The sequence below is a fragment of the Massilia rubra genome (genome assembly GCF_011682065.1).
GTDB lineage: Bacteria > Pseudomonadota > Gammaproteobacteria > Burkholderiales > Burkholderiaceae_D > Telluria_A > Telluria_A rubra.
In genome coordinates this window covers 510,223-535,493 of record NZ_VUYU01000001.1, presented here as the reverse complement: position 1 = coordinate 535,493, position 25,271 = coordinate 510,223, and the positions used below count along the sequence as shown (strand labels likewise).

Genomic DNA, 25,271 nt, shown 5'->3' with positions numbered 1-25,271 from the left:
AAGGGAAGCTTCGGCTTCCCTTTTTTACGCCACAACGTCACGTAGCGAGACTAATAATGACCCTGCCCGCCGACACCCGTCCCGATTCCGTCACCTTGCGCGTCGCCTTCTGGTACTGGCTCAAGCTCGGCTTTATCAGCTTTGGCGGCCCGGCCGGCCAGATCGCGCTGATGCACACCGAACTGGTCGAGCGGCGCCGCTGGATCTCCGAACAGCGCTTCCTGCACGCGCTCAACTACTGCATGCTGCTGCCCGGCCCCGAAGCGACCCAACTGGCCATCTACATCGGCTGGCTGATGCACAAAACGCGCGGCGGCATCCTGGCCGGGCTGCTGTTCTTCCTGCCCTCGCTGCTGATCCTGATCGTGCTGTCGTGGATCTATATGGCCTACGGCACCCTGCCGGTGGTGGCCGGCATCCTGTACGGCATCAAGCCGGCGGTGGTGGCCGTGGTGCTGGCGGCGGCCTGGCGCATCGGCTCGCGCACCCTGAAAAACCGCACCCTGCTGGCGATCGCCGTCGCCGCTTTCCTCGCCATCGCCGTGGCCGAGGTGCCGTTCCCGCTGATCGTGCTGGTGGCGGCCGCCATCGGCATGCTCGGTGGGCGGCTGCTGCCGGCCCACTTCCAGGTCGGCGGCAAGCACCCGGACAGCCGCGCCTCGTACGGCGTGGCGCTGATCGACGACGACACCCCCACGCCGGCCCACGCGCGCTTTACCTGGCCGCGCCTGGCCAGGGTGGCCCTGGGCGGCCTGGCGCTCGGCGGCGGCGTGTGGCTGCTGCTGGCCTGGCGCTACGGCGCCGCCGGCGCGCTGGCGCAGATGGGCTGGTTCTTCACCAAGGCCGCCTTGATGACGTTCGGCGGCGCCTACGCCGTGCTGCCCTACGTGTACCAGGGCGGCGTGGAGCATTACCAGTGGCTTACGGCGGCGCAGATGATCGACGGCCTGGCGCTCGGCGAAACCACGCCCGGCCCCTTGATCATGATCGTCGCCTTTGTCGGCTTCGTGGGCGCCTGGAGCCACGCCATTTTCGGCGCCGGCAGCGTGCTGCTGGCCGGCGTGGCCGGCGCCTGCGTGGCCACCTTTTTCACCTTCCTGCCCTCGTTCATGTTCATCCTGGCCGGCGCCCCGCTGATCGAAGCGACGCGCGACAATGTGCGCATGACGGCGCCGCTGACCGCCATTTCGGCGGCGGTGGTGGGCGTGATCGTCAGCCTGGCGCTGTTCTTCGGCCAGCACGTGTTCGTGCGCGCCGGGCAGGTCGACATCGCCGCCATCGCCATCAGCGCGGGCGCCTGCGTGGCCCTGTTCCGCTTCAAGGCCGGCACCATCAAACTGCTCGCCGCCTGTGCCGTCGCGGGCCTCGTGCTATCGTATCGGCATGGCTGAAAAAATTATCATGCTCAGCGACGGCCGCGCGCCGCCGCCGGCAATCCCCGCGCGGCTCGATGCGCCCACCGGCCTGTTGGCCGACGCGCTCGGGCGGCCCCTGCACGACCTGCGTATTTCGGTCACCGACCGCTGCAATTTCCGCTGCGTCTACTGCATGCCGAAAGAAGTGTTCGACAAGGACTACGCCTACCTGCCGCATTCCTCGCTGCTCTCGTTCGAGGAAATCACCCGCCTCGCCACCGTGTTCGTCGCCCACGGCGTCGAAAAGCTGCGCCTGACCGGGGGCGAACCGCTGCTGCGCAAGAACCTCGAACGCCTGGTCGGCATGTTAAGCAGCTTGCGCACCCCGGGCGGGCGCGCGCTCGACATCACCCTCACCACCAACGGCTCGCTGCTGGCGAAAAAAGCCCAGTCGTTAAAGGACGCGGGCCTGAACCGGGTCACCGTGTCGCTCGATTCGCTCGACGATACCACCTTCAAGCGCATGAACGATGTCGACTTCGCGGTGGCCGACGTGCTGGCCGGGATCGACGCCGCCCACGCCGTGGGCCTGGGGCCGATCAAGATCAACATGGTGGTCAAGGCCGGCATGAACGACCAGGAAATCGTGCCCATGGCGCGCCACTTCAAGGGCAGCCCGTACATCCTGCGCTTCATCGAATACATGGACGTGGGCGCGTCGAACGGCTGGAACCTGGCCGAAGTGATCCCGTCGGCCGACGTGGCGCGCCGCATCTCGGCCGAGATGCCTTTGGTGTCGCTGCAAGCGAACTACAACGGCGAAACCGCCGCGCGCTGGCGCTATGCCGACGGCGGCGGCGAGATCGGCCTCATCTCGAGCGTGACGCAAGCGTTCTGCAAGGATTGCTCGCGCGCTCGGCTGTCGACCGAGGGCAAGCTGTACACCTGCCTGTTCGCCAGCCGTGGCCACGACCTGCGCGCCCTGCTGCGCGACGGCCGCAGCGACGCCGAAATCTCGGCCGCCGTCGGCGCCCTGTGGAACGTGCGCGCCGACCGCTATTCCGAAACCCGTACCATCAACACGAGCGGCATTGATGAACATCGAGAAAAACGCGTCGAAATGTCGTACATCGGCGGCTAAATGACAGCACTTGACGATATCACCGGCCTGGTTCTGGCCGGCGGACGCGGCACCCGCATGGGCCACGTCGACAAAGGCCTGCAAGCCTTCCGTGGCGCCAGCATGGCGCAGCATGTGATGCGCCGCCTGGCGCCGCAGGTGGGTGCGCTGGCGATCAACGCCAATCAGAACCTGGCAACCTACGCCGGATTCGGCGTGCCGGTGTGGCCCGACCGCCTGACCGGTTTCGAAGGCCCGCTGGCCGGGCTGGCCACCGGCATGGCCAGCTGCGCCACGCCGCTGCTGGTCACCGCGCCGTGCGACTCGCCGTTCCTGCCACCCGACCTGGTGGCGCGCCTGCACCAGGCGTTGACGGCCGAGGGCGCCGACCTGGCGCTGGCCGAAACCGTGGAACCCGGCCCTGACGGCGCGCCGCGCATCCAGCCGCAACCCGTGTTCGCCCTGGTGCGCACGGCCGCCCTGCCCCGGCTCGAAGCCTACCTTGCCGGCGGCGGGCGGCGCATGGATGGCTGGTACGCCGGCATCACGGTGGCGCGCGTGCGCTTCGACGATGCCGGCGCCTTCCGCAACATCAACACGCTGGACGAACTGCGCCAGTGCGAACCAGAATAATCCCCCTACCTGCGCACACCATGACCCTGCCCACCCTGAACGACGTTACCAGCTGCCTGTCCGCCTACGATCCGGACGCCCTGCCCGTGCGCGACGCCCAGCGCATCATCCGCGACTTCATTGAGCCGGTAGGCGCAATCGAGCAAGTGCCGCTGCTGGCGGCGCTGGACCGGGTCCTGGCGGCCGACATCATCTCGCCGATCAGCGTGCCGGCGCACGACAATTCGGCCATGGACGGCTACGCGCTGCGCGGGGCCGACCTGTGCGCGACCGGGCCGCTCACGCTGGCGGTGGTGGGCACCGTGTTCGCGGGCCGTCCGTCGGCCGCGCTTCCGGCCAGCGGGCAATGCGTGCGCATCATGACCGGCGGGGTCATGCCGGCCGGCTGCGACAGCGTCATTCCGCAGGAGCTGGTGGCGGCCATCGGCGCCCACAGCATCACCATCGCCCCGAATGTGATCCGCAGCGGCGACAACCGCCGTTTCGCCGGCGAAGACCTGATGGCCGGCAGCGCCGCCCTGCGCAAGGGTAAAGTTATCCGCCCGGCCGACCTGGGGCTGCTGGCCTCCCTCGGCATTGCCACGGTGCCGGTGACGCGGCGCCTGCGCGTGGCATTCTTTTCCACCGGCGACGAACTGCGTTCGATCGGCCAGCCGCTCGACCCCGGCTGCGTCTACGACAGCAACCGCTATACGCTGCACGGCATGCTCACCCGCCTGGGCTGCGAGATCGTCGACATGGGCATCGTGCGGGACGATCCGCAAGCGCTGGAAGACGCGTTGCGCCACGCCTGCGAGAACGTGGACGCCATCGTCACCTCGGGCGGCGTGTCGGTCGGCGCGGCCGACTACACGCGCGAGATCATGGCCAAACTGGGCGACGTGAGCTTCTGGAAGATCGGCATGCGCCCGGGCCGCCCGCTGGCGTTCGGACGCATCGCCTCGCACGGCCATACCGCCTTCCTGTTTGGCCTGCCCGGCAATCCGGTGGCGGTGATGGTGTCGTTCTACTTTTTCGCGCGCGACGCACTGCTGCGCATGATGGGGGCCGACGCGCCGCTGCCGCTGTTGAAGGTGCGTTCGGCCTGCGCCATCCGCAAAAAACCGGGGCGTACCGAGTACCAGCGCGGCATCCTCGCGCGCGCCGACGATGGCGCGCAAACGGTGCGCATCACCGGCTCGCAAGGCTCCGGCATCCTGCGTTCCATGAGCGAGGCCAACTGCATGGTGATCTTGCATGATGAACAAGGAAACGTCGAGTCAGGCGATCTGGTGGATGTCATGCTGTTCGAGGGTTTGATTTAAGGAATGCCACATAGTCGATGATTATATCGATGCAGTATTTGCAACTTAAATTTATCCTAGCGGAAATTTATTGGATAATGGCATTATTTTACGCGTAATTTAGTGGCATTTTTGATAATTATGTTGTTTTCAAGTCACCCTATTTTGTCATAGCTTGTATTTATATTGCCGTGTCATCGGGGGCGTTTTCATAGGGAAATGACTTACCAGCATCATTAATAGCATTTTATTGTTATTGAAATTGCACCGTTTTTTTGAAAAACGCTTGTTAGTATTGATCTTCAGGCAAACCCATCGGGTCAGAGATCATGAAGCGCGCAAGCAGCATTACCGTCGCAAGTTACAAGGTCGCGGGGCCTATGTCGGCCTGCGTGTTGATGCTGGGAGCGGCGCTGATGCTGGCGGCCACGCCATCCCAGGCGGCCGCCGCGAGCCGCGTCGCCAAGTGCGACTGGGACCGTCCCGGCGTGAACCCGTTCATGGGCGACGTGGTAGCGGCGGTGGACCGTTACCGCGACATTCCGCCGCTGGTGCGCGCGCGCCTCAAGGAGCGCATGGCCGACCGTAATTTCGACGAATTCGTCACCATCGGACGCGATTCGATCAAGGGCCAGAACTACTACGCCCCCAAGATCCGCGACATGCATTTCGGCGCCGGCACGGTGTGCGGCAACGTCTCGCGCGCCGGCTGGAGCGCGCGCACCAGGCAAGCCGGATTGGTGTACTGCGAAGGCGATCACTGCATCCTGGTGCCGACCGTGTGCCGCAACGTGAGCCGCATCCACCGCCTGGGCACCAGCGGGCCGTCGCGGGGCCGCCCTGGAACCGGTGGGCCGGGCTCGTCGACCTCGCTGGCCGACGAGCCGGCGCCGCCCGAAAGCGAACTGGACATCGCGCTGCGCGGCGGCAGCGCCACGACCAAGCCGGTGCTGCCGGAGCGGGCGCCAGCCACGCCGCCGGGCGCGATCGCCTATCAGGGCTCGATTCCCGTGACGCCAATCGGCACCGGTGGGTTCGGGCCGCCGTTCAGGGACGGGCCGACGACGGGCATCGACCTCACGCCGGTTCCCGAGACCAACGTACCGGCGGTGCCGGTGCCCGAACCGGGACAGTCGATGATGATGGGACTGGGGCTGGTGGCGGTGTTCGGTGCGGCGCGGCGGCGCGTCCGGGTGTAATCCGTCTGCGTACGCTGTTTTTACCGCTGCCTTCAAAACCGTCTTTCCCGCGAAGGCGGGAATCCAATTTCTTACCGCAGCTACCGGCGGCTCGCCAAACTTGGCTTCCCGCCTGCGCGGGAAGTCTTTTCTGCCAGTGGCAGGAAAGACGGTTCTTGTTTGGCGCTTACGGCTTACGCGCTACGTTCTATGCCTCGCTATCCAGATCCGGCCCCAGCATCAACTGCGCCGCCTCGCTCGGCAGCGCCTCCACCGATTTCAGCTTGCGCGACATCTGGCGACTGCGCACTTCGGCGCTCTCGATATTCTTGGCCGCCTTTTCCAGCGTCAGCCTGGTCTGCGTGAGCACATCGCCGAACTTGGTGAATTCTGTCTTCACCGCCCCCAGCACCTGCCACACTTCCGACGAGCGCTTTTCCAGCGCCAGCGTACGGAATCCCATCTGCAAACTGTTCAGGATCGCCGACAAGGTCGACGGCCCCGCGATCGACACGCGCAAGGTGCGCTGCAAATCGTCGGCCAAGCCCGGCCTGCGCATCACCTCCGCATACAGCCCCTCGGTCGGCAGGAACAAAATCGCAAAATCGGTCGTCAACGGCGGCGACACGTATTTGTCGCAGATGGTCTTCGCTTCCAGCCGCACCGCCCGTTCGAGCTCGCGCCCGGCCAGCGCCACGCCATCGGCGTCGGCCCGGTCGGCCGCGTCGAGCAGCCGTTCGTACTGCTCCTTGGGGAACTTGGCGTCGATCGGCATCCACACCGGCACGCCGCCATCGACATGACCGGGCAGCTTGATCGCAAATTCGACCCGCGCGCCGGTGCCGGGAATGGTCTCGACGTTCTTCGCATACTGGTCCACCGTCAGCACCTGTTCGAGCAGCATTTCAAGCTGCACTTCGCCCCAGGTGCCGCGCGTCTTGACGTTGGTGAGCACGCGTTTCAGGTCGCCCACGCCGATGGCCAGCTGCTGCATCTCGCCCAGTCCCTGGTGCACCCGCTCCAGGCGCTCGGAGACCTGGCGGAACGATTCGGACAGGCGTGTCTCGAGCGTCGCATGCAGCTTCTCGTCGACCGTCTTGCGCATTTCTTCCAGGCGCGCGCCGTTATCGTTCTGCAGGTCGCGGATCTTCGCTTCCAGGGTCGAGCGCACTTCCAGCATGCGCTGCGCGTTCGACTCGGTCAGCGCCGACAAGGTCTGGTGCATGGTGTCGGCAAAGCGCTTGAGCGTGGCCGACTGCTCTTCGCGCCCGCTGACGCTGGCCAGGTGAATCTGCTGGCGCATGCTGTCGAGCTGCTGCACGGTGGCGCCGTGATATTGCGCGAGGCTGGCGCCGATGTCCTGGCGCGTGCCTTGCGCCCCGGCCTGCAGTTCCAGGCGCAGCTCGCGTTCCAGCCGCTCTAACTGCAGCTTGTCCGATTGCGCGCCGGCGTCGCCATTGCCGCGCGCGCGCAGCAGCATGAGCGCCTGCAAAATGATGATGACGACCGCCAGCGCGGCCAGGATCAGGAATTCGGTCTGGTTCATGGGATCAATCGGACATCAACCGGGCTGGTTGCGCATCCAGTCGGCGGTCTGGTAGAACGACTCCATCAGGCGCAGGCGCAATGCTTCGTCGATGCCGATATCTTCCATCGCCCACGCCATCGCGCGCAGCCATTGATCGCGTTCGCTGCTGCCGATGGCAAACGGCAGGTGGCGTGCACGCAGGCGCGGGTGGCCGTACTGTTCGACAAACAGGTCGGGCCCGCCCATCCAGCCGCTCAGGAACATGAACAGCTTGTCGCGCGAGCCTTCCATGGACGGCGGATGCAGCGCGCGGATGCCGGCAAACTCGGGTTCGAGTTCCATCAGGTCGTAGAAGCGGTCGACCATCTCGCGCACGCGCGCTTCGCCACCGATGACGTCATACAGGGTTTGTGGTTCACTCATGCCGCCATGATAGCGCAGCATGCGCGCCGCTGTCAGACCAGTGTGAGGCGGCGCGGGCGCCGTGTCGACGGCCAGCTGTCCATCCCGACCTCCAGGCGCATGTCGGCGCAGGCCGCGAGCAGGCGCGCGCACTGCGCATCGGTCAAAGCGCTATTGAGCGTGAGGCGCACCAGCGAGCGGTTCTTGGCGGTGGCCGGGGCGCAGAACACGGCGCCGTAAATCCCGCGCTTTTCCAACGCCTTGCGCAGCGCCAGCGTGCGCGGTTCCGGCCCGGCTTCGAGCGCGATGATTTGTTCGCTGCCGTCGTCGACGTTGTAGCCCAGGGCGCGCAGGCCGTCGCGTACCGTGCGCGTGACGCGCGCCAGCGCGGCGCGCCGCCCGTCGGCCCCGGCGATGAAGTCGAGCGCGGCGTCGAACCACGCCAGCTCGTGTTCGAGCAGGCAGGAGCTGAAAATCGCCGGGCGCGAGGCCGACAGGAAGTAGCCCTTGAAGTGGCTGGAACAGGTAATGAAGCCGGCGCGCCCGGCAAAGCTCTTGGCCAGCGAAGCGGTGCGAAAATGCACCTGGCCGGCCAGGCCCAGTTGCGCCACCAGCCCGGCCCCGCGCGGGCCGTGCGTGCCGAGCGAATGCGACTCGTCGACCACCAAAATGCTGCCGCTGTCGGTGGCGATGCGCGCAATGTCGAGCAAGGGCGCGACGCTGCCGTTGGTGCTGTACAGCGCATCGACCACGATCACGCCGGGACCGTGCTTGCGCACCTGGCGCTCCAGGTGCGCCGCATCGTTGTGCAGGAACGGCAGCGCCGTGGCCTGCGCCGACTGCACCCCTTCCCACAGCGAGGCGTGCGCCATCATGTCGAGATAGACCGGCACACCAGGCCCGGCGATGGTTTGCAGCAGGCCGACGTTGGCGGCCCAGCCGGACTGGGTCAGCACCCCGTCCGGCGCCCCCATGAAGGCGGCCAGCTTCGTTTCCAGCCGGTGCTGGGCGCTGCCCTGCTGCAGGAACACCGACGACATCAGCATGCCGCCCTGGTTGCGCACCAGGCAGCGCGCCTGCGCCTCGAGCAAGGCCGCTTCGCCGGAAATGCACAGGTAATCGTTGCTGGCCAACATGATCGCGCCGGGCTGGGGTGCTGTCCACACATGCAGGTGTTCGCCGCCCAGCAACTGCGCCACCCGCGTGACGTAGTGCTCGTCCATGCGGCCGGTAACAAACGCTGGCATGTCCGGGTGCGCGCGCAAGGCAGGCGAAACTTGATCGACAGCAAAAGACATGAATTCTCCTTGGAAAAAGCATCTATTCTGTGCCGCCCTTCCTTGACAATCCTGCAACATCGATGGACCTTGACATATATCAAATTGCAAAATATCAACATAGGTCAAGATTGTCCTTTCCCGCCTACCCTTGCGAGCCAGGAAACCTTTCCATGACCTTTGCCAGCGCCACCGCTCCGTTTTCCGCCGACCGCCTGCGCCGCTCCCTGCTGCAGTGGTTCGTCAGGCACGAGCGCCACCACGCGCATGCGACCAGCCGCTTCATCCTGCTGGCCTGGATCGGTTTCCTGGGCATGCCGGCCTACTATACGATCTGGACCTACTGGTTCCCGCAGGAGTTCGAAAGCCTCGCCTTGCGCCTGGTCGGCGCCGCCCTGTGCCTGCCCGCGCTGGCGCCCGGCCGCCTGCTGTGCGGGCGCTTCGTCAACGCCTATCTGTTCGTCGCGCTCACCTACGTGCTGCCGTTCCAGTTCACCTTCATGTACCTGATGAACCACGGCTCGGCCGTGTGGAGCCAGTCGATGCTCATTGCGCTGACGGTGCTGTTCCACTTTCGCACGCGCTGGGCGGTGGCCGCCTGCGCCATCGGCAGCGTCCTGGCCTGCGCCCTGTTCGCGCTGGTCGGCGAGGCCGCCTTCATGCTCAGTCCCACGGTGCTGGAACAGCTGCCGATCTATGCGTTTACGATGATCGCCGTGTCGGTGGCCAAGGCCGGGCGCGGGGCGCTGGCGGGCGAAAAGCTGGCCGGCATGGCGCACGCCCTGGCCAGCGTGTCGCACGAACTGCGCACGCCGCTGGTCAGCGTGGAGGCCAATGTGCGCGGCATCTGCCGCCGCATCACGCCGCCGGCCAGGGCCAGCGAGGCCGACTGGCAGGCGATGAGCGAGGCGATGACGCGCATCCAGTACGAGGTGCGCCACATGAACCACATGATCGACCTGTTCCTGCTCTCGGCCAGCGCGGTCGAGCAGCGCCTCGAAGCGACCGAGGTGGTGTCGATGCGCGAGGTGGTCGACTCGGTGATCCGGCGCTATCCGTTCGCGGCGCAGTCGCAGCGCGACGCGGTCAGCGTCGATATCCGCACCGACTTCCGCTTCGCCGGCAAGTACGAGCTGTCGGTGGTCATTTTGCTCAACCTGCTGCGCAACGCGCTCAAGGCGCTGCACCGGGCCGGCAAGGGCCGCATCCGCATCGTCGTCGACGGCCGTCCCGAACAACCGCGCCTGCTGGTGATCGACACCGGCTGCGGCATCGCCGCGCGCCAGTTGCCGATGATCTTCCAGCGCTTCTATTCCTACCCTCCCAGTTCCGGCGCCGGCATCGGCCTGGCCTTGTGCAAGGACATCATCGATGCCTGGCAGGCCAGCATCCGCTGCGTCTCGCGCGAACCTGGCTTCACCATGTTCGTGCTCGAGTTCCCGCGCGTGGCCGTGGCGCCGGAGCCGCATTGACCTCTATGAAAGACCCAGCATGCCCCTGCCGATCTACAGCCATCCCAGCCTGACCGTCCTGATCGACGACAGCGACAGCTTCCTGAAAAGCGTCGCCTTCCAGCTCGACCCCGCGCTGGCCAGCAAGTGCTTTGCCGATACCAGCAGCGCGCTGGCCTGGATCGGGGCTCACGGCGAGCGCGAGCCGGGCCGGCTGGCGGCCAGCCACGACACCTATCCCGATTCAAAAGAGCGCTGCAACGTAGCCTTCGATATCGACCAGATCCACCGCATCAGCTTCGAGCCGCAGCGCTTCATGACGCCGTCGGTGGTGGTGGTCGATTACTCGATGCCGCAGATGGATGGCCTCGAACTATGCGAGGCGCTGCGCCACCTGCCCTGCAAGAAAATCCTGTTTACCGGCGTGGCCGACGAGAAGGTGGCGGTCGACGCCTTTAACCGCGGCCTGATCGACCGTTACATCAAAAAGAGCGACGACGGTGCGCTCGACAAGCTCGAAGCCGAAATCGTGGCGCTGCAGGCCGAGTATTTCGCAGCCCGCTCCGACCCCTTGCGCGACCTGCTCAAGCTGCACAACCACAGTTTCTTGAGCGACCCGGCGTTCAGTGCGGTGGTGCGCATGGTGGTCGAGCAGCACGGGATCGTGGAGCACTACCTGTATCCGAATCCGGCCGGTATTTTGCTGTACGACGCGCGCGGACGCGCGCAGCTGATGGTGGTCGAGACCGAGGCGGGGATGAATGCGCACTATGAAGTCGGCTGCGACAACGATGCGCCGCAGTCGTTTTTGCAGGCGGTGCGCGAGCGCTGCATCGTGCCGTATTTTCGCGAGGGCGACGGCATGTATGCGCGCGATTTTGCCAAGAACTGGCATCGCTGGACCGCGCCGGCCCAGCGATGCCGCGGCGCCCAGAACTACTACTGGGCGCTGTTCCCGCTGGCGCCCGGTGAGCTGGAGCAACCGGCCCACCCGTTCTCGAGCTTCCTGAGCGAGCGCGAGACAGCGCTGTGAAGTTGGCGGTGTTACGTGCCGCGCAAGGTCTGCAACGGCGGCTGGCGCAGCACGTTGCGCAGTCCGAGCCAGCCGCCGATGATGGCGCACAGCGCGCCCACCACCAGGCCGGCCAGCCATACCATCGGGCTGAAGGTCCATGGGAACTTGAACTGGTAGGTCGCCAGCGCCCACCCCAGCGCCGCCGCGCCCGACGCGGCCAGCAGGCCGGCCAGGCCGCCCACCAGCGAAAATTCGATCCACTGCGCGCGCGAGAGCTGCTTGCGCGTCGCGCCAAGGGCCCGCAGCAGGCCCGATTCCCGGGTGCGCTCGTCCTGGGAACCCATCAGCGCCGCATACAGCACCAGCACGCCCGAGGCCAGGGTGAACATGAACAGGAATTCGACCGCCGTCACCACCTGGTCCAGCACTTCCTGCAACTGGCGGATGATGCCGCTGACATCGATCACGGTCAGGTTCGGGAAATCGCGCGTCAGGCTGTTGGTGAAGGTGCTCTGCGCCGGCGGCAGGTGGAAGGCCGTCATGAAGGTTTGCGAGGTCTTTTCCATCGCGGCCGGGTTGATGATCACGAAAAAGTTCGCGCGCATCGAGCCCCATTCCAGCTTGCGCAGGCTGGTCACTTTGGCGTCGACCAGCGTGCCGCCGACATCGAAGCGCAAGGTGTCGCCCAGTTTCAGGCGCAAGGTCTTGGCGATGCCCTGCTCGACCGAGGCTTCGGCCACGCCCGGCCCATCCTTGTACCACTGGCCGGCCACGATCTCGTTCGAGGCCGGCATGTCGAGGGTGGTCGAGAGGTTGAATTCGCGGTCGGCCAGGCGCTGCGCGTTGTCGTCGTCGGCGTAGGTGGCGGCGCTGACCGGCTGGCCATTGACGGCGGCCAGGCGCCCGCGGATCATCGGGAACAGCTGCGCTTCGCTGACCCTGGCGGCGGCGATGCGCCTGGCCACATCATCCTTCTGCTCGGGCAGGATGTTGATGATGAAGCGGTTCGGCGCGTCCGGCGGAGTGGCGCTGCGCCAGGCGGTCATCAGGTCGCCGCGCACCACGGTCAGCAGCAGCAGGGCCATGAGGCCGAGCGCCAGCGAGACCACCTGCACGATGGTGGCGCCCGGACGGCGCTGCAGCGAGGTGACGGCAAAGCGCCAGCTCTGGTTGTCGATGGCGCCGCGCAGCGTCTTGAGGGCCGCCAGGCCGCCCCACGCCACCAGCGCGAAGAAGGCAAAGCCGCCCAGGAAGCCGGCCGCGGTCGACAGCGCCAGCTTGACGTCGCCCGCCTGCCACAGCAGCAGGCCGACGAACACCACCAGGCCCAGGCCATAGGTGGCCAGCGCCATCGGCTTGGGTGCGGCCTGTTCGCGCCGGATCACGCGGTTGTGCGGCACGTTGCGCAGCTGGAGCACCGGCGGCAGCGCAAAGCCGACCAGCAGCAGCATGCCGGTGGCCACGCCCTGCACGGCCGGCAGGAACGAGACCGGCGGCAGGTCGGTGCTGAGCATGGAGCCGATCAGCTGCATCAATACATAGTGGCCGCCGAAGCCGACCAGCACCCCGAGCGCGCTGCCGACCAGGCCAATGAGGGCAAACTCGATCAGGTACAGCATGGTGACCTGGTTCTGGGTCAGGCCGAGGCAGCGCAGCATGGCGCAGGCGTCCAGGTGGCGCAGCATGAAGCGGCGCGCGGCCATGGCCACGGCGACCGCCGCCAGCATGGCCGAGAGCAGCCCGACCAGCGACAGGAAGCGGTCGGCGCGGTCGAGCGTGGAACGCATTTCGGGACGGCCATTTTCGAGCGATTCGACGCGCACGCCGCGCACCTTGCCAGCCTCGATGCGGGCGCTGATCCATTCTTCGAAGGCCTTGACGGCTTTGCTGTCGTTGCTGGACGCGGCGCTCACCTGCAGGCGGTACGTCACGCGCGAGCCGTTGTCGACCAGGCCCGTGGCAGCGAGATCGGCCAGCGGCAGCATCACGCGCGGCGAAAAATTGGCGAACGAGGGGCCGCGGTCCGGCTCCGAGGCGATCAGCTGGGCGATCGTGAATTCCTTGTCGCCCACGCGAATGCGGCTGCCGACGTTTACTTTCAAGGCGGTCAGGATGTTGGGGTCGACCCACACCGTGCCCGCCGCGGGCGTGGCGTCGGTCTTCTCGCCCAGCGCGGCGCTGGCCTGCTCCAGGTTGGTGCTGATGCGCAGCTGGCCGCGCAGCGGGTAGCCGGGCGAGACGGCCTTGATGGCGGCCAGTTGCGACACCGATTGTTCGCCCTCGCCCGCCTGCGCCATGCTCGGAAACGTCACCGTATCGGCCAGCACCAGGCCGCGCCTGACGGCTTCGGCGCGCCAGGCCGGGTCGAGCGGCTGGTCGGCATTGACCAGCAGGTCGGCGCCGAGCAACTGGTGCGCATCGCGATTGAGGCCGTTGCGCATGCGGTCGATGAAAAAACCCACCGCCGACAGCGCCGAGACGGCGATGATCAGGGAGATCAGCAAGAAGCGCAGTTCACCGGCGCGCCAGTCGCGCGCGGTCATTCGAAGCGATTGAATCAGCATGGCGGGGGCGGTGGTGTATTAAATAGTGACTTAAATGGCGACGCCGGGACTGGCGCCCGCGCCGGCAAAGAACTGGTCGACTTCGGCGAGGAAGGCGCGCTTGGCTTCCGGCTCCAGGAAGGCCGCCGTAAAGCTGTTGCGGGCCAGCTGGCGCGCGTGGGCGACGGTCAGGGGCAAGGCGTCGAACACGGCCACGAAGTTATCGTTCATGTAGCCGCCGAAGTAGGCCGGGTCGTCCGAGTTGACGGTGGCGACCAGGCCGGCCTCGAGCAAGGTCACGAGGTTGTGTTCTTCCATCTCGCCGAACACGCGCAGCTTGACGTTCGACAGCGGGCAGACGGTCAGCGCGATCTGTTCGCGAGCCAGGCGCGCGGTCAGTTCCGGGTCTTCCAGGCAGCGCACGCCATGGTCGATGCGCTCGACATTGAGCACGTCGAGCGCGGTTTCGATGTAGGCCGGCGGGCCTTCCTCACCGGCGTGGGCCACCAGGCGCAGGCCGAGCTGGCGGCAGCGCTCGAACACGCGCGCGAATTTTTCGGGCGGATGGCCGCGCTCGGACGAGTCGAGTCCGACACCGATGATCTTGTCGCGGAACGGCAACGCTTCTTCCAGGGTGGCAATGGCGTCGTCTTCGCTCAGGTGGCGCAGGAAGCACATGATCAGGGTCGCGCTGATGGGACCGTCCTGGCAGGCGCGCCAGATACCGTTGATCATGGTGTCGAAGGGCACGCCGCGCGCGGTGTGGGTTTGCGGATCGAAAAAGATTTCGGCATGGCGCACGTTGTCGGCGTGGGAACGCACCAGGTAAGCCATGGTCATATCATAGAAGTCCTGCTCCTTGAGCAAGACACTGGCGCCGGCGTAATAGATGTCGAGGAAGGATTGCAGGTCGCTGAAGGCATAGGCCGCGCGCAGCTCTTCGACCGAGGCATAGGCCAGGGAAACACCATTTCTTTGCGCCAGCGCAAAGATCAGCTCCGGTTCGAGCGACCCTTCGATGTGGATGTGCAATTCGGCCTTCGGCATCTGTTGCACAATATTTCTCATCTGGTCGTTCAGCATAGTATTTCTCCGTCGGTAATAGGTGTGTCGTCAGGCAGCAGTGTAGCGCAAGCGCGGGGCGCAAGCGCGCCACCGGCAAAGTTCAGCTTGGAAAATGTGTGACACGCACGGTGATTTTCGTGCGCCATCGGTCGCAGAGTTCGTGCACTATCCAATCAACCAAGATGGTCGCGATGTCGTTCTTTCATTAGTGCAGGAAACCTTGATCAAGACGACATGCATAACGAACATCCAAGGCAAAAATGAGACAGTAAAATCTCTGGCCAAAATCAATTTTTTCTTTGCAAATCAGGCACTTAACACGGTTACATCAGCTTACTCTACATTACTTTGACTTCCGCAACCATTAGGCACATAATAAATTTCACAGGCGTAAGAAGAGCTTGTCGAACCACGCAAAATAGCCGGGCGATACCGGTAAAAACAATAAATATCGTTAGCCGTTTTTTGTTTCGGAATTGCTGGAACAGGAAAGCCGGCGGCGGTTCAAATGGAGTACCCCAACGAACAGAGGGGGCCTCGAAACACCGTAGCGGGCGGCGCAAGTTTCGTCAGAGAAGCGCAGCCGTACCAAGGTACGGTGAGCATCGCAGGACGAAAATTGCGTTGCCCGGCAGGTTTTTCGAAGCCCCTCAGGGCTGGACAGCACGCCGACGGTACGACTGCCAGTGACAGTGAAGTAGTGACAGCACATTAAAGGACATTCAAATGACCATTTTTGACAACTACGCAGCTCGCTATGAGCGTACCCGCGAAGAGGAGTACTCCCTCTCTGAGTATCTGGCACTGTGCAAAAAGGACAAGCTGACCTACGCCAGCGCGCCCGAACGCATGCTGGCCGCGATCGGCGAGCCGACCCTGGTGGACACGCGCAACGACACGCGCCTGTCGCGCATCTTCGCCAATAAAGTCATCAAGATTTATCCGGCCTTCCGCGATTTCTACGGCACCGAAGAAGTCATCGAGCAGGTGGTGTCGTACTTCCGCCATGCCGCGCAGGGACTGGAAGAACGCAAGCAGATCCTGTATCTGCTCGGCCCGGTCGGCGGCGGCAAGTCGTCGATCGCCGAAAAACTCAAGGTCCTGATGGAACAGGTGCCCTTTTACGCGCTGAAAGGCTCGCCGGTGAACGAATCGCCGCTCGGCCTGTTCAACGAGGAAGAAGACGGCGTCATCCTGGAAGAAGATTACGGCATTCCACGGCGCTACCTGCGCACCATTCCGAGCCCGTGGGCGGTCAAGCGCCTGCACGAATTCAATGGCGATATCAACCAGTTCCGCGTGGTCAAGCGCTATCCCTCGGTGCTCAAGCAGATCGCCATTTCCAAGACCGAACCGGGCGACGAGAATAACCAGGATATTTCTTCGCTGGTCGGCAAGGTCGATATCCGCAAGCTCGAAGATTATGCCCAGGACGATCCGGACGCCTACAGCTACTCGGGCGGCCTGTGCCTGGCCAACCAGGGGCTGATGGAATTCGTCGAGATGTTCAAGGCGCCGATCAAGGTGCTCCATCCGCTGCTGACGGCCACCCAGGAAGGTAATTACAAGGGCACCGAGGGCTTCGGCGCGATTCCCTTCGACGGCATCATCCTGGCGCACTCGAACGAGTCGGAGTGGAAGACCTTCCGCAATAACCGTAACAACGAAGCGTTCCTGGACCGGATTTATATCGTCAAGGTGCCGTATTGCCTGCGCGTGTCCGACGAAATCAAGATTTACGACAAGCTGATCCGCAATTCCTCGCTGGAACAGGCCCCGTGCGCGCCGGGCACCATGAAGATGATGGCGCAGTTTGCGATCCTGTCGCGCCTGAAGGACCCGGAAAATTCGAGCGTTTTCTCCAAAATGCTGGTCTACGATGGCGAAAACCTGAAGGACACCGATCCCAAGGCCAAGTCGATGCACGAGTATGTCGATTACGCCGGCGTGGACGAGGGCATGAACGGGCTCTCGACCCGCTTCGCGTTCAAGATTTTGTCGAAGGTCTTTAACTTCGATAATACCGAAGTGGCGGCCAATCCGGTGCACCTGCTGTATGTGCTGGAGCAGCAGATCGAGCGCGAGCAGTTCCCGCCCGAAACCGAGCAGCGCTACTTCTCGTATATCAAAGAGCACCTGGCGCAGCGCTATGTCGAATTCATCGGCAAGGAAATCCAGACCGCCTACCTGGAAAGCTATTCCGAATACGGCCAGAACATTTTCGACCGCTACGTGACGTTCGCCGACTTCTGGATCCAGGACCAGGAATTCCGCGATCCCGACACGGGCGAGAGTTTCGACCGCGATTCGCTCAACAACGAACTGGAAAAGATCGAAAAACCGGCCGGCATCAGCAATCCCAAGGATTTCCGCAACGAGATCGTCAACTTCGGCTTGCGCGCACGGGCCACCAACGGCGGCAAGAATCCGGCCTGGACCAGCTATGAAAAGTTCCGCACCGTGATCGAGAAGAAGATGTTCTCGAATACCGAGGAACTTTTACCGGTCATTTCGTTCAATGCCAAGGCCAGTGCCGAGGACGCGAACAAGCACGCCGATTTCGTGGCGCGCATGGTGGAAAAAGGTTACACCGCCAAGCAGGTGCGCCTGCTGTGCGAATGGTACCTGCGCGTGCGCAAGTCGTCGTAAGGCGGCCGGGATAGCGGGCCGCCGTGGTCCGCCCGGCGCGCGCCACGGCGTCCGCTACGGCGCCTGCCAGGGCGCAAACAGGATTTGAAGCAGGAGGCCCGTTTTGACTTACCTCATCGACCGACGCTTGCAAGGCAAGAACAAGTCTGCGATCAACCGAGAGCGCTTCCTACGGCGATATAAAAGCCAGATCAAGGACGCTGTCGGGCGGGCCATCAAGGGCCGCTCGATCACCGATATCGAGAATGGCGAGAAGGTATCGATTCCCGTCAAGGATGTGAACGAGCCGAATTTCGGCCACGCCCACGGCGGCGTGTGGGAAACCATCAATCCCGGCAACAAGGAATACCAGAAAGGCGATCAGTTCAGCCGGCCCAAGGGCGGCGGCGGCGCCGGGCGCGGCAAGGCCGGCAACAGCGACCAGCAATCGGAAGACGATTTCATCTTCGAGCTTTCGCGCGAAGAATTCATGAATTACTTCTTCGAAGACCTGGAATTGCCGAACATGGTCAAGACCCAGCTGACCGCCACCACCGAATTCAAGAACCAGCGCGCCGGCTACAATATGTCGGGCACGCCGTCCAATATTCACGTGCTGCGCTCGCTGCGCGGGGCGCTCGGACGCCGGATCGCGGTCGGCGGCAGCTCGCGCAAGGCGGTGCTGGAAGCCGAGAACGAACTGGTCGCGCTGCTGGAAGAAGGCGCGCCGCTGGACCACCCGCGCGTGGTCGAGCTCAAGCGCCTGATCCATCACCTGCACACCAAGCTGCTGGCGATTCCCTTTATCGATCCGTTCGACCTGCGCTACAGCAACCGCATCAAGGTGCCCAAGCCCATGACCCAGGCCGTGATGTTCTGCATCATGGACGTGTCGGGCTCGATGGACGAGAGCCGCAAAGATACCGCCAAGCGCTTTTTCATCCTGCTGTACCTGTTCCTCAAGCGCGCCTACGACAAGATCGAGGTGGTGTTCATCCGCCACCACACGGCCGCCTCCGAAGTGGACGAGGAAGAATTCTTCCATTCGCGCGAGTCGGGCGGCACCGTGGTGTCGTCGGCGCTGCACCTGCTGACCAAGGTCATCGGCGAGCGCTACGGCAGCGGCGAGTGGAACAGCTACGTCGCGCAAGCCTCGGACGGCGACAACTGGGACAACGACTCGGTGCTGTGCAAGCAGTTGCTGATCAACACCATCATGCCGGCGGTCCAGTACTACACGTATGTGGAAATCACCGACGGCCCGCCGCAGAACCTGTGGGAGCAGTACGCCGAAGTGTCGGACCACCATCCGAACTTTGCGATGCAAAAAATTGTCACACCGGCCGATATCTATCCGGTCTTCCGTGAACTCTTCAAGAAGCAAGCGAAATAGCCAACTCGTCGGCACCAGGAGAACCCAGCCATGCCAAGAGACCCCAAACATCCGCGCGCCCTGCCCGAACAGTCGGAATGGACTTTCGACCTGATCGAGCACGCGCATGAAGAAATCCGCCGTGTCGCCAAAAGCTTCGGCCTCGACACTTACCCCAACCAGCTCGAAATCATCACCGCCGAGCAAATGATGGATGCCTACACCTCGGTCGGCATGCCGGTATCGTATAACCACTGGTCCTTCGGCAAGCATTTCCTGTCCACCGAAAAGAGCTACAAGCGCGGCCAGATGGGCCTGGCGTACGAGATCGTCATCAACTCGAACCCCTGCATCGCCTACCTGATGGAAGAGAACAGCCTGACCATGCAGGCCCTGGTCATCGCCCACGCTGCCTACGGGCACAATTCATTCTTCAAGGGCAATTACCTGTTCCGCACCTGGACCGACGCCGACGCCATCGTCGACTATATGGTGTTCGCCAAGAACTACATTGCCGAGTGCGAACTGCGGCACGGCATCGACGCGGTCGAGCTGCTGCTCGATTCCTGCCATGCGCTGCAGAACTATGGCGTGGACCGCTACAAGCGCCCGGCCAAGCTGTCCCTGGCGCAAGAGAATGCGCGCCAAAAAGAACGCGAAGAATATGCCCAGTCCCAGGTCAACGCCCTGTGGCGCACGGTGCCGCGGCGCGACGAGGAAGCGGCCGACGTGGCCATTCCGCGCTTTCCGCCCGAGCCCGAAGAAAACCTGCTGTACTTCATCGAAAAGTATGCGCCCCTGCTCGAACCATGGCAGCGCGAAATGGTGCGCATCACGCGCAAGATTTCCCAGTACTTTTATCCGCAGCGCCAGACCCAGGTGATGAACGAAGGCTGGGCCACCTTCTGGCACTACACGATTTTGCAGGAACTATATAAAGAGGGCATCGTCGGCGATGGCTTCATGATGGAGTTTTTGCAAAGCCATACCAACGTCGTCTATCAACCGCCCGCCACCAGCCAGTATTACAGCGGCATCAATCCGTACGCGCTGGGCTTCGCCATGATGAGCGACATCCGCCGCATCTGCGAGAACCCGACCCAGGAAGACCGCGACTGGTTTCCCGCGATCGCCGGCACCGACTGGCGGGTAGCGCTCGACTTTGCGATGCGAAACTTCAAGGACGAAAGTTTCATTGCCCAATACCTCTCGCCGAAACTGATCCGCGACTTCCACTTCTTCGCCGTGCTCGACGACGACAAGAACGAGAAGCTGACCATCTCCGCCATCCACGACGAGCGCGGCTACCGCTACGTGCGCCAGCAGCTGGCCGAACAGTACAACCTGGGCAACCGCGAACCGAACATTCAGGTCTGGCAAGTGAACACGCGCGACGACCGCGCCTTGACCCTGCGCCACACCCAGTTCCAGCGCCGCCCGCTCAACCAGCACGCCCAGGAAGTGCTCAAGCACGTGGCGCGCCTGTGGGGCTTCGATGTCCATCTGGACACGGTCGATCCTTCCGGGAACATCCTCAGCAGCCTCGAATGCAAGCGCGAGAAGCGCAACCGGCATTGATCAAGCAGCCGGTGCAACGCCGGCTGCCGGGCCCTCCACCCGGGCCTACCAGATGAGCGCAACAGAATCGTCCATGTCCGCGCAAAAAAGACTGGTACGCGCGCATCTATATGCTATATTGCTGACGTGATGACAGTCATTAGCCAGGCGCATAGCTTGGCGCGCCCGACCAGCCCGGCATCCCCGCGATGACGACTATTCAGGCGCTGCGCAGCCAGCCTTTCGACAGCAAGTTCCCGGATGCGCAACCGTGGCTTTCAACAGTACGCCCCCCATCACTGAAACTCGTTATAGTTAGCATAATCACCACGAAATGGTCGAATGTTATTTGGTGACAGTGTCAGTAAGGTGTAAGAAACAACGGGCCAAATGCAGTATTCGCTGCATTTTGTACGTTTAAACATGTTCCTCATATTTACGTAGTATTTTTGTATTGCTTTTTTTACCAGAAGATGCAGGTCAGGGCTCTAGCGAGGCTTTTGACAATCGTTTTCACACTCTGAATCACACCGATTTGGAGCGGCAAAAATGTATGGTAAAAAAAGAATTCGTAGGTATAATTCGCCGACGTCCCGGATGCGGCTCAAGGTCTTGTCGTGTTTTGTGGGTTTAGTAGCAACAAAAAGAGTTGGTATTGGAGAAAGCAGGCATGAATTTTTCGCATGATAAGAACCCCGGGAAGAATTTCACTGGCATTGCTGTCGTTATCGCTATTCACGCATTGGTGGCTTGGGGGATCGTAAGCGGTCTTGGCACCCGCATGGTTGCGAAAATGACTGAAGCAGTGGAAACCAAGATTGTCGAAGAGGTCAAACCTCCTCCACCGCCGGACGTTCCGCCACCACCGCCGCCGCCTGAAATGAAGGCGCCTCCGCCTCCGTTCATTCCGCCGGTCGAAGTCAACGTACAGCAGCCGCCACCGGTGCAAAACACGATCGCCGCGGCGACCAATGTCAAGCCGGCCACGACGGAACTGCGCCCTCCAGCGCCTCCTGCGCCGCCAGCACCACCGGCGCCGGCCAACCCGAATCCGGTCCGCGTCGCTGCGGTCGCCGATTTCAACACTTGCGCAAAACCGGAGTTCCCAAAAGCTTCCTTGCGTAACGAAGAAACCGGCACGGTTACCCTGTCTTTCCTGATCGGTACCGACGGTCGCGTCGCCGATTCGAAAATCGTCAAGTCGAGCGGCTTCAGCGCCCTGGACAAAGCGGCGAAAGAAGGCATCGGCAAGTGCAAGTTCAAGCCAACCATGGTCGATGGCAAGCCGGAACAAGCGTGGATGCAAATGCAATACGTCTGGACGCTGGATTAAGAACCGAGGCGGCAGTTTAGTCTCACTACTGTGATTTTCGTTGTCATTATGTTCAGCGAACTGATTATTTTATAAATTTGGAGGAAGCATGTTTAAGAATACCCGTTTGTCCGCTGCACTGGCGGCTGTCCTGTTCTCGGTTACAGCAGCTTCGGCGCTGGTCTCCGCACCAGCTTTCGCTGACGCTCCTGCTCCAGCGGCAGCCCCTGCGGCAGACGCAGCGGCTCCAGCTGCGGCACCAGCACCAGAAGCAGCTGCTCCAGCAGCGCCGGCGCCTGAAGCAGCAGCTCCAGCAGTCAAAGAAGGCGAAAAAGAAGCCGTCAAGAATCCGTACGGTATCGAAGCCCTGTGGGCCGAAGGCGACTTCGTTTCCAAAGGCACGCTGATCATTCTGTCGCTGATGTCGATGGGTTCGTGGTACATCCTGATCACCAAGCTGATCGACCAGGCTAAAATCTTCAAGCAATCGAAAGAAGCCCAGGCCAAGTTCTGGAAAGCATCGTCGATCGCAGCTGGTTCGGCTACCCTGAAAGAAGGCAGCCCATTCCGCTTCATCGCTGAAACCGGCACCAAGGCAACCAATCACCACGATGGCGCCCTGCTTGAGCAGATCGACCTGTCGACCTGGGTGACGATGTCGATCCAGCGCGCTGTTGACAAAGTTCAATCGCGTCTGCAAGACGGCCTGTCGTTCCTGGCAACCGTTGGTTCGACCGCACCGTTTATCGGTCTGTTCGGTACGGTGTGGGGTATCTACAATGCGCTGACCGCCATCGGTATGTCGGGTAACGCATCGATCGATAAAGTGGCAGGTCCGGTGGGTGAAGCGCTGATCATGACCGCGTTCGGTCTGTTCGTTGCGGTTCCTGCGGTTCTGGGTTACAACTGGTTGGTTCGTCGTAACAAGTCGGCAATGGAAGATGTCCGCTCGTTCAGCGCTGACGTTCACTCGGTCCTGATTTCGGGCGCCATGTCGACGAGCGAAGCTGGCCGTGCTGCCGGCGCTAAAAAGATCGGATAATTCACCATGTCCATGAGCGTCGGCTCCGATAGCGGAGAAGAAGATGCAGTCATGTCAGAAATCAACACGACGCCGCTTGTCGACATCATGTTGGTTCTGCTGATTATCTTCTTGATTACGAGCCCGGTTGTTCTGAAGCTGCAAAAGATCGCGTTACCTTCGGAAACCAACCAGGCATTGAAACCTAAGCCAACCACGGTGAACATCGTTGTCAATAAAGAAGGCAAGATGTACTGGAACCAGACTATCCTCAACAACACGGACGAACTGTTCGAGTTCTTGAAGAAAGAGGCGGTCAAGTTGCCTCAGCCTGAAGTTCACGTCCGCGGCGATCAGCAAACGCGTTACGAGTTCATCGGCAAGGTGATGTTCACGGCACAGCGTGCTGGGATTCAAAAGGTCGGCTTCATTACGGAACCACCAGATAAAACTGGTGGCACCCGCTAAGTCCTCCTTGAGCAGGGCGCGGGACCAGCAACACCGGTCCCGCGCCCTGCGGGTTCCAACATTAGAAAAGGAAACATCATGAGTATGAGTGTCGGTTCTCCCGCCGCAGGCGCGGATCCGGAACCAATGATGGAAATGAACATGACTCCCTTGATCGACGTGATGTTGGTCTTGATTATCATGTTGATCATCACGATTCCGAAACAAAACCATGCAGTCAACCTGAACATGCCTGTCGGTCCTTCAACGGTACCGCCGACGCCGCCTGTGGTCATCACGATCGACGTCGACTTCGACGGCACGATTTTGTGGGACAACGCAGTCGTCGCCAACCGCTCGGACCTGGAAGCGAAGATGAATAACGTCGCCGCCATGGCTGACCAGCCGGAAGTGCACCTGCGCCCCAACAAGCTGGTTGAGTACAAGTATGTTGCCGGCGTGATGGCAACTGCCCAGCGCCTCGGTGTGAAAAAGATTGGTATGGTTGGTAACGAACAGTTCCAATAAGCGCTATTGCTAATTGACGATACGGCAGGGTAACCCTGCCGTTTCGCTTTTGATTGAAAGAGTCCCAATGATCAAGTTTCGTCTCGCACATCTCGGCCTCGCCATGGCCGCTCTTGGCTTTACCGCAGCAACGCCCGTCGTCGGACTGTCCACTGCCTACGCAGCAGAAGCGGTGCGCGCGGAAATCGGTGGTCCTTTGCAGGCTGCCCAGAAAATGATGCAAGCCGGACGCGCGAAGGATGCGCTCAACGAACTGCGCAAGCTCGACAGCAAAAACCCGACCGCGAATGAGCAATACCTGATCGAACGCGTGCGCGCCGCCGCCGCCTCGACCGCCGGCGACTACGATACCGCCGCCCGCTCCTTCGAAAAACTGATCGACTCGGGCAAATTGTCCGCCAGCGAACGCGCCAATTTCTCCGAAGGCTTGATCGGCATTTACATGCGCGCCAAGGAATTCGGCAAGGCCAATGCGGCCATCCAGAAATCGCTGAAAGACCGCGACGATCCGAAGCTGCGCGCTTACCTGATCCAGAATTACGTGTCGATGGGTAACACCGCCGAAGCCACCCGCCTGCTCAAGGCAGACCTGGCCTCGTACGACAAATCCGGCCGCACGCCGCCGGAAGAACCGCTGCAAATGATGGCCAATCTGCAGAACAAGAGCGGCGACAAGGCCGGCTATGTCGATACCATCGAAAAACTGGCAGCCCACCATCCGAAACCGAGCTACTGGGCCGACCTGCTGAACCGTATCGTCGGCAAGCAAGGGTTTGCCGACCGCCTGCGCGTCGACGTGTCGCGCCTGCAACTGGCCAACAACCTGCTGAAAAAGCCGAGCGAATACATGGAACTGGCCCAGCTGGTCCTGCGCGACGGCGCCCCTGCGGAAGCGGTCAAGATCGTCGAGAAGGGCTACAAGGCCGGCATCCTCGGTGTGGGCACCGATGCAGCACGTCACCAGCGCCTGAAAGACCTGGCCGACAAAAACCTGGCCGATTTCAACAAGAATGTCGCCATCACCGAAGCGACGCTGGTCAAAGCCGGCGATAAAGATGGCCTGGTGAGCCTGGGCTACGGCATGGTGCAAGCCGGCCAGACCGAAAAAGGCCTGGCACTGATGGAAAAAACCATCGCCGCCGGCGGCCTGACGCGTCCCGACGACGCCAAGCTGCGCCTGGGCCAGGCTTACGCCGTGGCCGGCCAGAAGGCCAAAGCCATCACCACCCTGAAATCGGTTGGCGGCAAGGAAGGCACTGCCGAACTGGCACGCTACTGGATCATGGCCATCAACCATCCGGCTTGATCGTCACCACCAGGTAGCATCCTGAAAAGCGCTGTCTGCATCTTGCAGGCAGCGCTTTTTAGCTTTGACCGTATAATCGCTACTTCGATAATTCATGGGGACCTCGAAAAACCGTAGCGAGCGGCGCAGTTTCGTTCGGGACGCGCAGTCCGAGAAGCGCAACCGTACGAAAGTACGGTGAGCATCGCAGGGCGAAAATTGCGCCGCGCAGTAGGTTTTTCGAGGTTCCCTCATGCACAGACATCCCAAG

Annotated in this window: 20 protein-coding genes; 15 read left to right on the top strand and 5 right to left on the bottom strand. The window is 62.5% G+C overall.

The window, feature by feature from the left end:
- Nucleotides 1-56 precede the first annotated feature (56 nt).
- The 5 genes from chrA to F0185_RS02310 all read left to right on the top strand — a co-directional run bounded on the left by chrA (nucleotide 57) and on the right by F0185_RS02310 (nucleotide 5,590).
- Nucleotides 57-1,391, top strand: coding sequence for a chromate efflux transporter (gene chrA, locus F0185_RS02330; protein ID WP_167221179.1), 1,335 nt, complete (start codon nucleotides 57-59; stop codon nucleotides 1,389-1,391).
- A complete protein-coding gene (gene moaA, locus F0185_RS02325) occupies nucleotides 1,384-2,496 on the top strand; it encodes a GTP 3',8-cyclase MoaA (RefSeq protein ID WP_167221177.1) in 1,113 nt (370 codons plus the stop codon). Before chrA ends, moaA begins: the two co-directional genes overlap by 8 nt.
- Complete coding sequence (mobA, locus tag F0185_RS02320) at nucleotides 2,497-3,108, top strand: molybdenum cofactor guanylyltransferase MobA (protein ID WP_167221175.1); 612 nt, start codon at nucleotides 2,497-2,499, stop codon at nucleotides 3,106-3,108.
- 20 nt (nucleotides 3,109-3,128) lie between these two features.
- On the top strand, nucleotides 3,129-4,412 hold the full coding sequence (moeA, locus tag F0185_RS02315; RefSeq protein ID WP_187362415.1) for a molybdopterin molybdotransferase MoeA: 1,284 nt from the start codon (nucleotides 3,129-3,131) through the stop codon (nucleotides 4,410-4,412).
- 308 nt (nucleotides 4,413-4,720) lie between these two features.
- Nucleotides 4,721-5,590, top strand: a complete 870-nt coding sequence (locus F0185_RS02310) for an MHFG family PEP-CTERM protein (RefSeq protein ID WP_167221173.1) — start codon at nucleotides 4,721-4,723, stop codon at nucleotides 5,588-5,590.
- Between the two features lie 187 nt (nucleotides 5,591-5,777).
- Here F0185_RS02310 and F0185_RS02305 read toward each other — a convergent pair whose 3' ends face one another.
- Genes F0185_RS02305 through cqsA form a run of 3 tightly spaced genes read right to left on the bottom strand, consistent with a single transcriptional unit; the run spans nucleotide 5,778 to nucleotide 8,797 of the window.
- Nucleotides 5,778-7,115 carry a DNA recombination protein RmuC gene (locus F0185_RS02305; protein WP_167221171.1) on the bottom strand — a complete coding sequence of 446 codons (1,338 nt, stop codon included), beginning with the start codon at nucleotides 7,113-7,115 and terminating at the stop codon, nucleotides 5,778-5,780.
- Nucleotides 7,116-7,130: 15 nt separating this feature from the next.
- Nucleotides 7,131-7,520: a group II truncated hemoglobin gene (locus F0185_RS02300; protein ID WP_167221169.1), complete on the bottom strand. Its 390-nt coding sequence runs from the start codon at nucleotides 7,518-7,520 to the stop codon at nucleotides 7,131-7,133.
- Nucleotides 7,521-7,552: 32 nt separating this feature from the next.
- Nucleotides 7,553-8,797 carry an alpha-hydroxyketone-type quorum-sensing autoinducer synthase gene (gene cqsA, locus F0185_RS02295; protein ID WP_167221167.1) on the bottom strand — a complete coding sequence of 415 codons (1,245 nt, stop codon included), beginning with the start codon at nucleotides 8,795-8,797 and terminating at the stop codon, nucleotides 7,553-7,555.
- Between the two features lie 152 nt (nucleotides 8,798-8,949).
- Between cqsA and F0185_RS02290 the strand changes: the two genes are divergently transcribed.
- Nucleotides 8,950-10,248: a sensor histidine kinase gene (locus F0185_RS02290; RefSeq protein WP_167221165.1), complete on the top strand. Its 1,299-nt coding sequence runs from the start codon at nucleotides 8,950-8,952 to the stop codon at nucleotides 10,246-10,248.
- Between the two features lie 19 nt (nucleotides 10,249-10,267).
- Nucleotides 10,268-11,260, top strand: coding sequence for a response regulator (locus F0185_RS02285; RefSeq protein ID WP_167221163.1), 993 nt, complete (start codon nucleotides 10,268-10,270; stop codon nucleotides 11,258-11,260).
- Between the two features lie 11 nt (nucleotides 11,261-11,271).
- On the opposite strand, the gene F0185_RS02280 is transcribed toward F0185_RS02285, so the two are convergent.
- Together F0185_RS02280 and F0185_RS02275 are read right to left on the bottom strand one after the other, a co-directional pair.
- A complete protein-coding gene (locus F0185_RS02280) occupies nucleotides 11,272-13,806 on the bottom strand; it encodes an ABC transporter permease (protein ID WP_167221161.1) in 2,535 nt (844 codons plus the stop codon).
- A 30-nt stretch (nucleotides 13,807-13,836) separates the two neighbouring features.
- A complete protein-coding gene (locus tag F0185_RS02275; RefSeq protein ID WP_167221159.1) occupies nucleotides 13,837-14,868 on the bottom strand; it encodes an adenosine deaminase in 1,032 nt (343 codons plus the stop codon).
- Nucleotides 14,869-15,576: 708 nt separating this feature from the next.
- Between F0185_RS02275 and F0185_RS02270 the strand changes: the two genes are divergently transcribed.
- From F0185_RS02270 to F0185_RS02235, 8 genes are all read left to right on the top strand, one after another.
- The gene (locus tag F0185_RS02270; RefSeq protein WP_099875539.1) at nucleotides 15,577-17,499 is read left to right on the top strand and encodes a PrkA family serine protein kinase; all 1,923 of its coding nucleotides are present in this window, start codon (nucleotides 15,577-15,579) and stop codon (nucleotides 17,497-17,499) included.
- Nucleotides 17,500-17,602: 103 nt separating this feature from the next.
- Entirely contained in the window at nucleotides 17,603-18,871 is a 1,269-nt protein-coding gene (locus tag F0185_RS02265; RefSeq protein ID WP_166896784.1) for a YeaH/YhbH family protein, read from the top strand.
- Nucleotides 18,872-18,901: 30 nt separating this feature from the next.
- Nucleotides 18,902-20,428: a SpoVR family protein gene (locus F0185_RS02260; protein WP_166896782.1), complete on the top strand. Its 1,527-nt coding sequence runs from the start codon at nucleotides 18,902-18,904 to the stop codon at nucleotides 20,426-20,428.
- A 649-nt stretch (nucleotides 20,429-21,077) separates the two neighbouring features.
- Complete coding sequence (locus F0185_RS02255) at nucleotides 21,078-21,740, top strand: energy transducer TonB (RefSeq protein ID WP_167221157.1); 663 nt, start codon at nucleotides 21,078-21,080, stop codon at nucleotides 21,738-21,740.
- A gap of 88 nt (nucleotides 21,741-21,828) precedes the next feature.
- Complete coding sequence (locus tag F0185_RS02250; protein WP_223164431.1) at nucleotides 21,829-22,761, top strand: MotA/TolQ/ExbB proton channel family protein; 933 nt, start codon at nucleotides 21,829-21,831, stop codon at nucleotides 22,759-22,761.
- Between the two features lie 6 nt (nucleotides 22,762-22,767).
- Nucleotides 22,768-23,208, top strand: coding sequence for an ExbD/TolR family protein (locus tag F0185_RS02245; protein WP_167221155.1), 441 nt, complete (start codon nucleotides 22,768-22,770; stop codon nucleotides 23,206-23,208).
- Between the two features lie 78 nt (nucleotides 23,209-23,286).
- Nucleotides 23,287-23,715 (top strand): ExbD/TolR family protein, encoded by a 429-nt coding sequence (locus F0185_RS02240; RefSeq protein WP_187362414.1) that lies wholly within the window; start codon nucleotides 23,287-23,289, stop codon nucleotides 23,713-23,715.
- 67 nt (nucleotides 23,716-23,782) lie between these two features.
- The gene (locus F0185_RS02235) at nucleotides 23,783-25,021 is read left to right on the top strand and encodes a tetratricopeptide repeat protein (protein ID WP_167221153.1); all 1,239 of its coding nucleotides are present in this window, start codon (nucleotides 23,783-23,785) and stop codon (nucleotides 25,019-25,021) included.
- Nucleotides 25,022-25,271: the final 250 nt, after the last annotated feature.

What these genes read in the sequence shown, in the direction of transcription:
- chrA (WP_167221179.1), top strand. Translation starts at nt 57, where the DNA reads ATGACCCTGCCCGCCGACACCCGTCCCGATTCCGTCACCTTGCGCGTC.
- moaA (WP_167221177.1), top strand. Translation starts at nt 1,384, where the DNA reads ATGGCTGAAAAAATTATCATGCTCAGCGACGGCCGCGCGCCGCCGCCG.
- mobA (WP_167221175.1), top strand. Translation starts at nt 2,497, where the DNA reads ATGACAGCACTTGACGATATCACCGGCCTGGTTCTGGCCGGCGGACGC.
- moeA (WP_187362415.1), top strand. Translation starts at nt 3,129, where the DNA reads ATGACCCTGCCCACCCTGAACGACGTTACCAGCTGCCTGTCCGCCTAC.
- F0185_RS02310 (WP_167221173.1), top strand. Translation starts at nt 4,721, where the DNA reads ATGAAGCGCGCAAGCAGCATTACCGTCGCAAGTTACAAGGTCGCGGGG.
- F0185_RS02305 (WP_167221171.1), bottom strand. Translation starts at nt 7,115, where the DNA reads ATGAACCAGACCGAATTCCTGATCCTGGCCGCGCTGGCGGTCGTCATC.
- F0185_RS02300 (WP_167221169.1), bottom strand. Translation starts at nt 7,520, where the DNA reads ATGAGTGAACCACAAACCCTGTATGACGTCATCGGTGGCGAAGCGCGC.
- cqsA (WP_167221167.1), bottom strand. Translation starts at nt 8,797, where the DNA reads ATGTCTTTTGCTGTCGATCAAGTTTCGCCTGCCTTGCGCGCGCACCCG.
- F0185_RS02290 (WP_167221165.1), top strand. Translation starts at nt 8,950, where the DNA reads ATGACCTTTGCCAGCGCCACCGCTCCGTTTTCCGCCGACCGCCTGCGC.
- F0185_RS02285 (WP_167221163.1), top strand. Translation starts at nt 10,268, where the DNA reads ATGCCCCTGCCGATCTACAGCCATCCCAGCCTGACCGTCCTGATCGAC.
- F0185_RS02280 (WP_167221161.1), bottom strand. Translation starts at nt 13,806, where the DNA reads ATGCTGATTCAATCGCTTCGAATGACCGCGCGCGACTGGCGCGCCGGT.
- F0185_RS02275 (WP_167221159.1), bottom strand. Translation starts at nt 14,868, where the DNA reads ATGCTGAACGACCAGATGAGAAATATTGTGCAACAGATGCCGAAGGCC.
- F0185_RS02270 (WP_099875539.1), top strand. Translation starts at nt 15,577, where the DNA reads ATGACCATTTTTGACAACTACGCAGCTCGCTATGAGCGTACCCGCGAA.
- F0185_RS02260 (WP_166896782.1), top strand. Translation starts at nt 18,902, where the DNA reads ATGCCAAGAGACCCCAAACATCCGCGCGCCCTGCCCGAACAGTCGGAA.
- F0185_RS02255 (WP_167221157.1), top strand. Translation starts at nt 21,078, where the DNA reads ATGAATTTTTCGCATGATAAGAACCCCGGGAAGAATTTCACTGGCATT.
- F0185_RS02250 (WP_223164431.1), top strand. Translation starts at nt 21,829, where the DNA reads ATGTTTAAGAATACCCGTTTGTCCGCTGCACTGGCGGCTGTCCTGTTC.
- F0185_RS02245 (WP_167221155.1), top strand. Translation starts at nt 22,768, where the DNA reads ATGTCCATGAGCGTCGGCTCCGATAGCGGAGAAGAAGATGCAGTCATG.
- F0185_RS02240 (WP_187362414.1), top strand. Translation starts at nt 23,287, where the DNA reads ATGAGTATGAGTGTCGGTTCTCCCGCCGCAGGCGCGGATCCGGAACCA.
- F0185_RS02235 (WP_167221153.1), top strand. Translation starts at nt 23,783, where the DNA reads ATGATCAAGTTTCGTCTCGCACATCTCGGCCTCGCCATGGCCGCTCTT.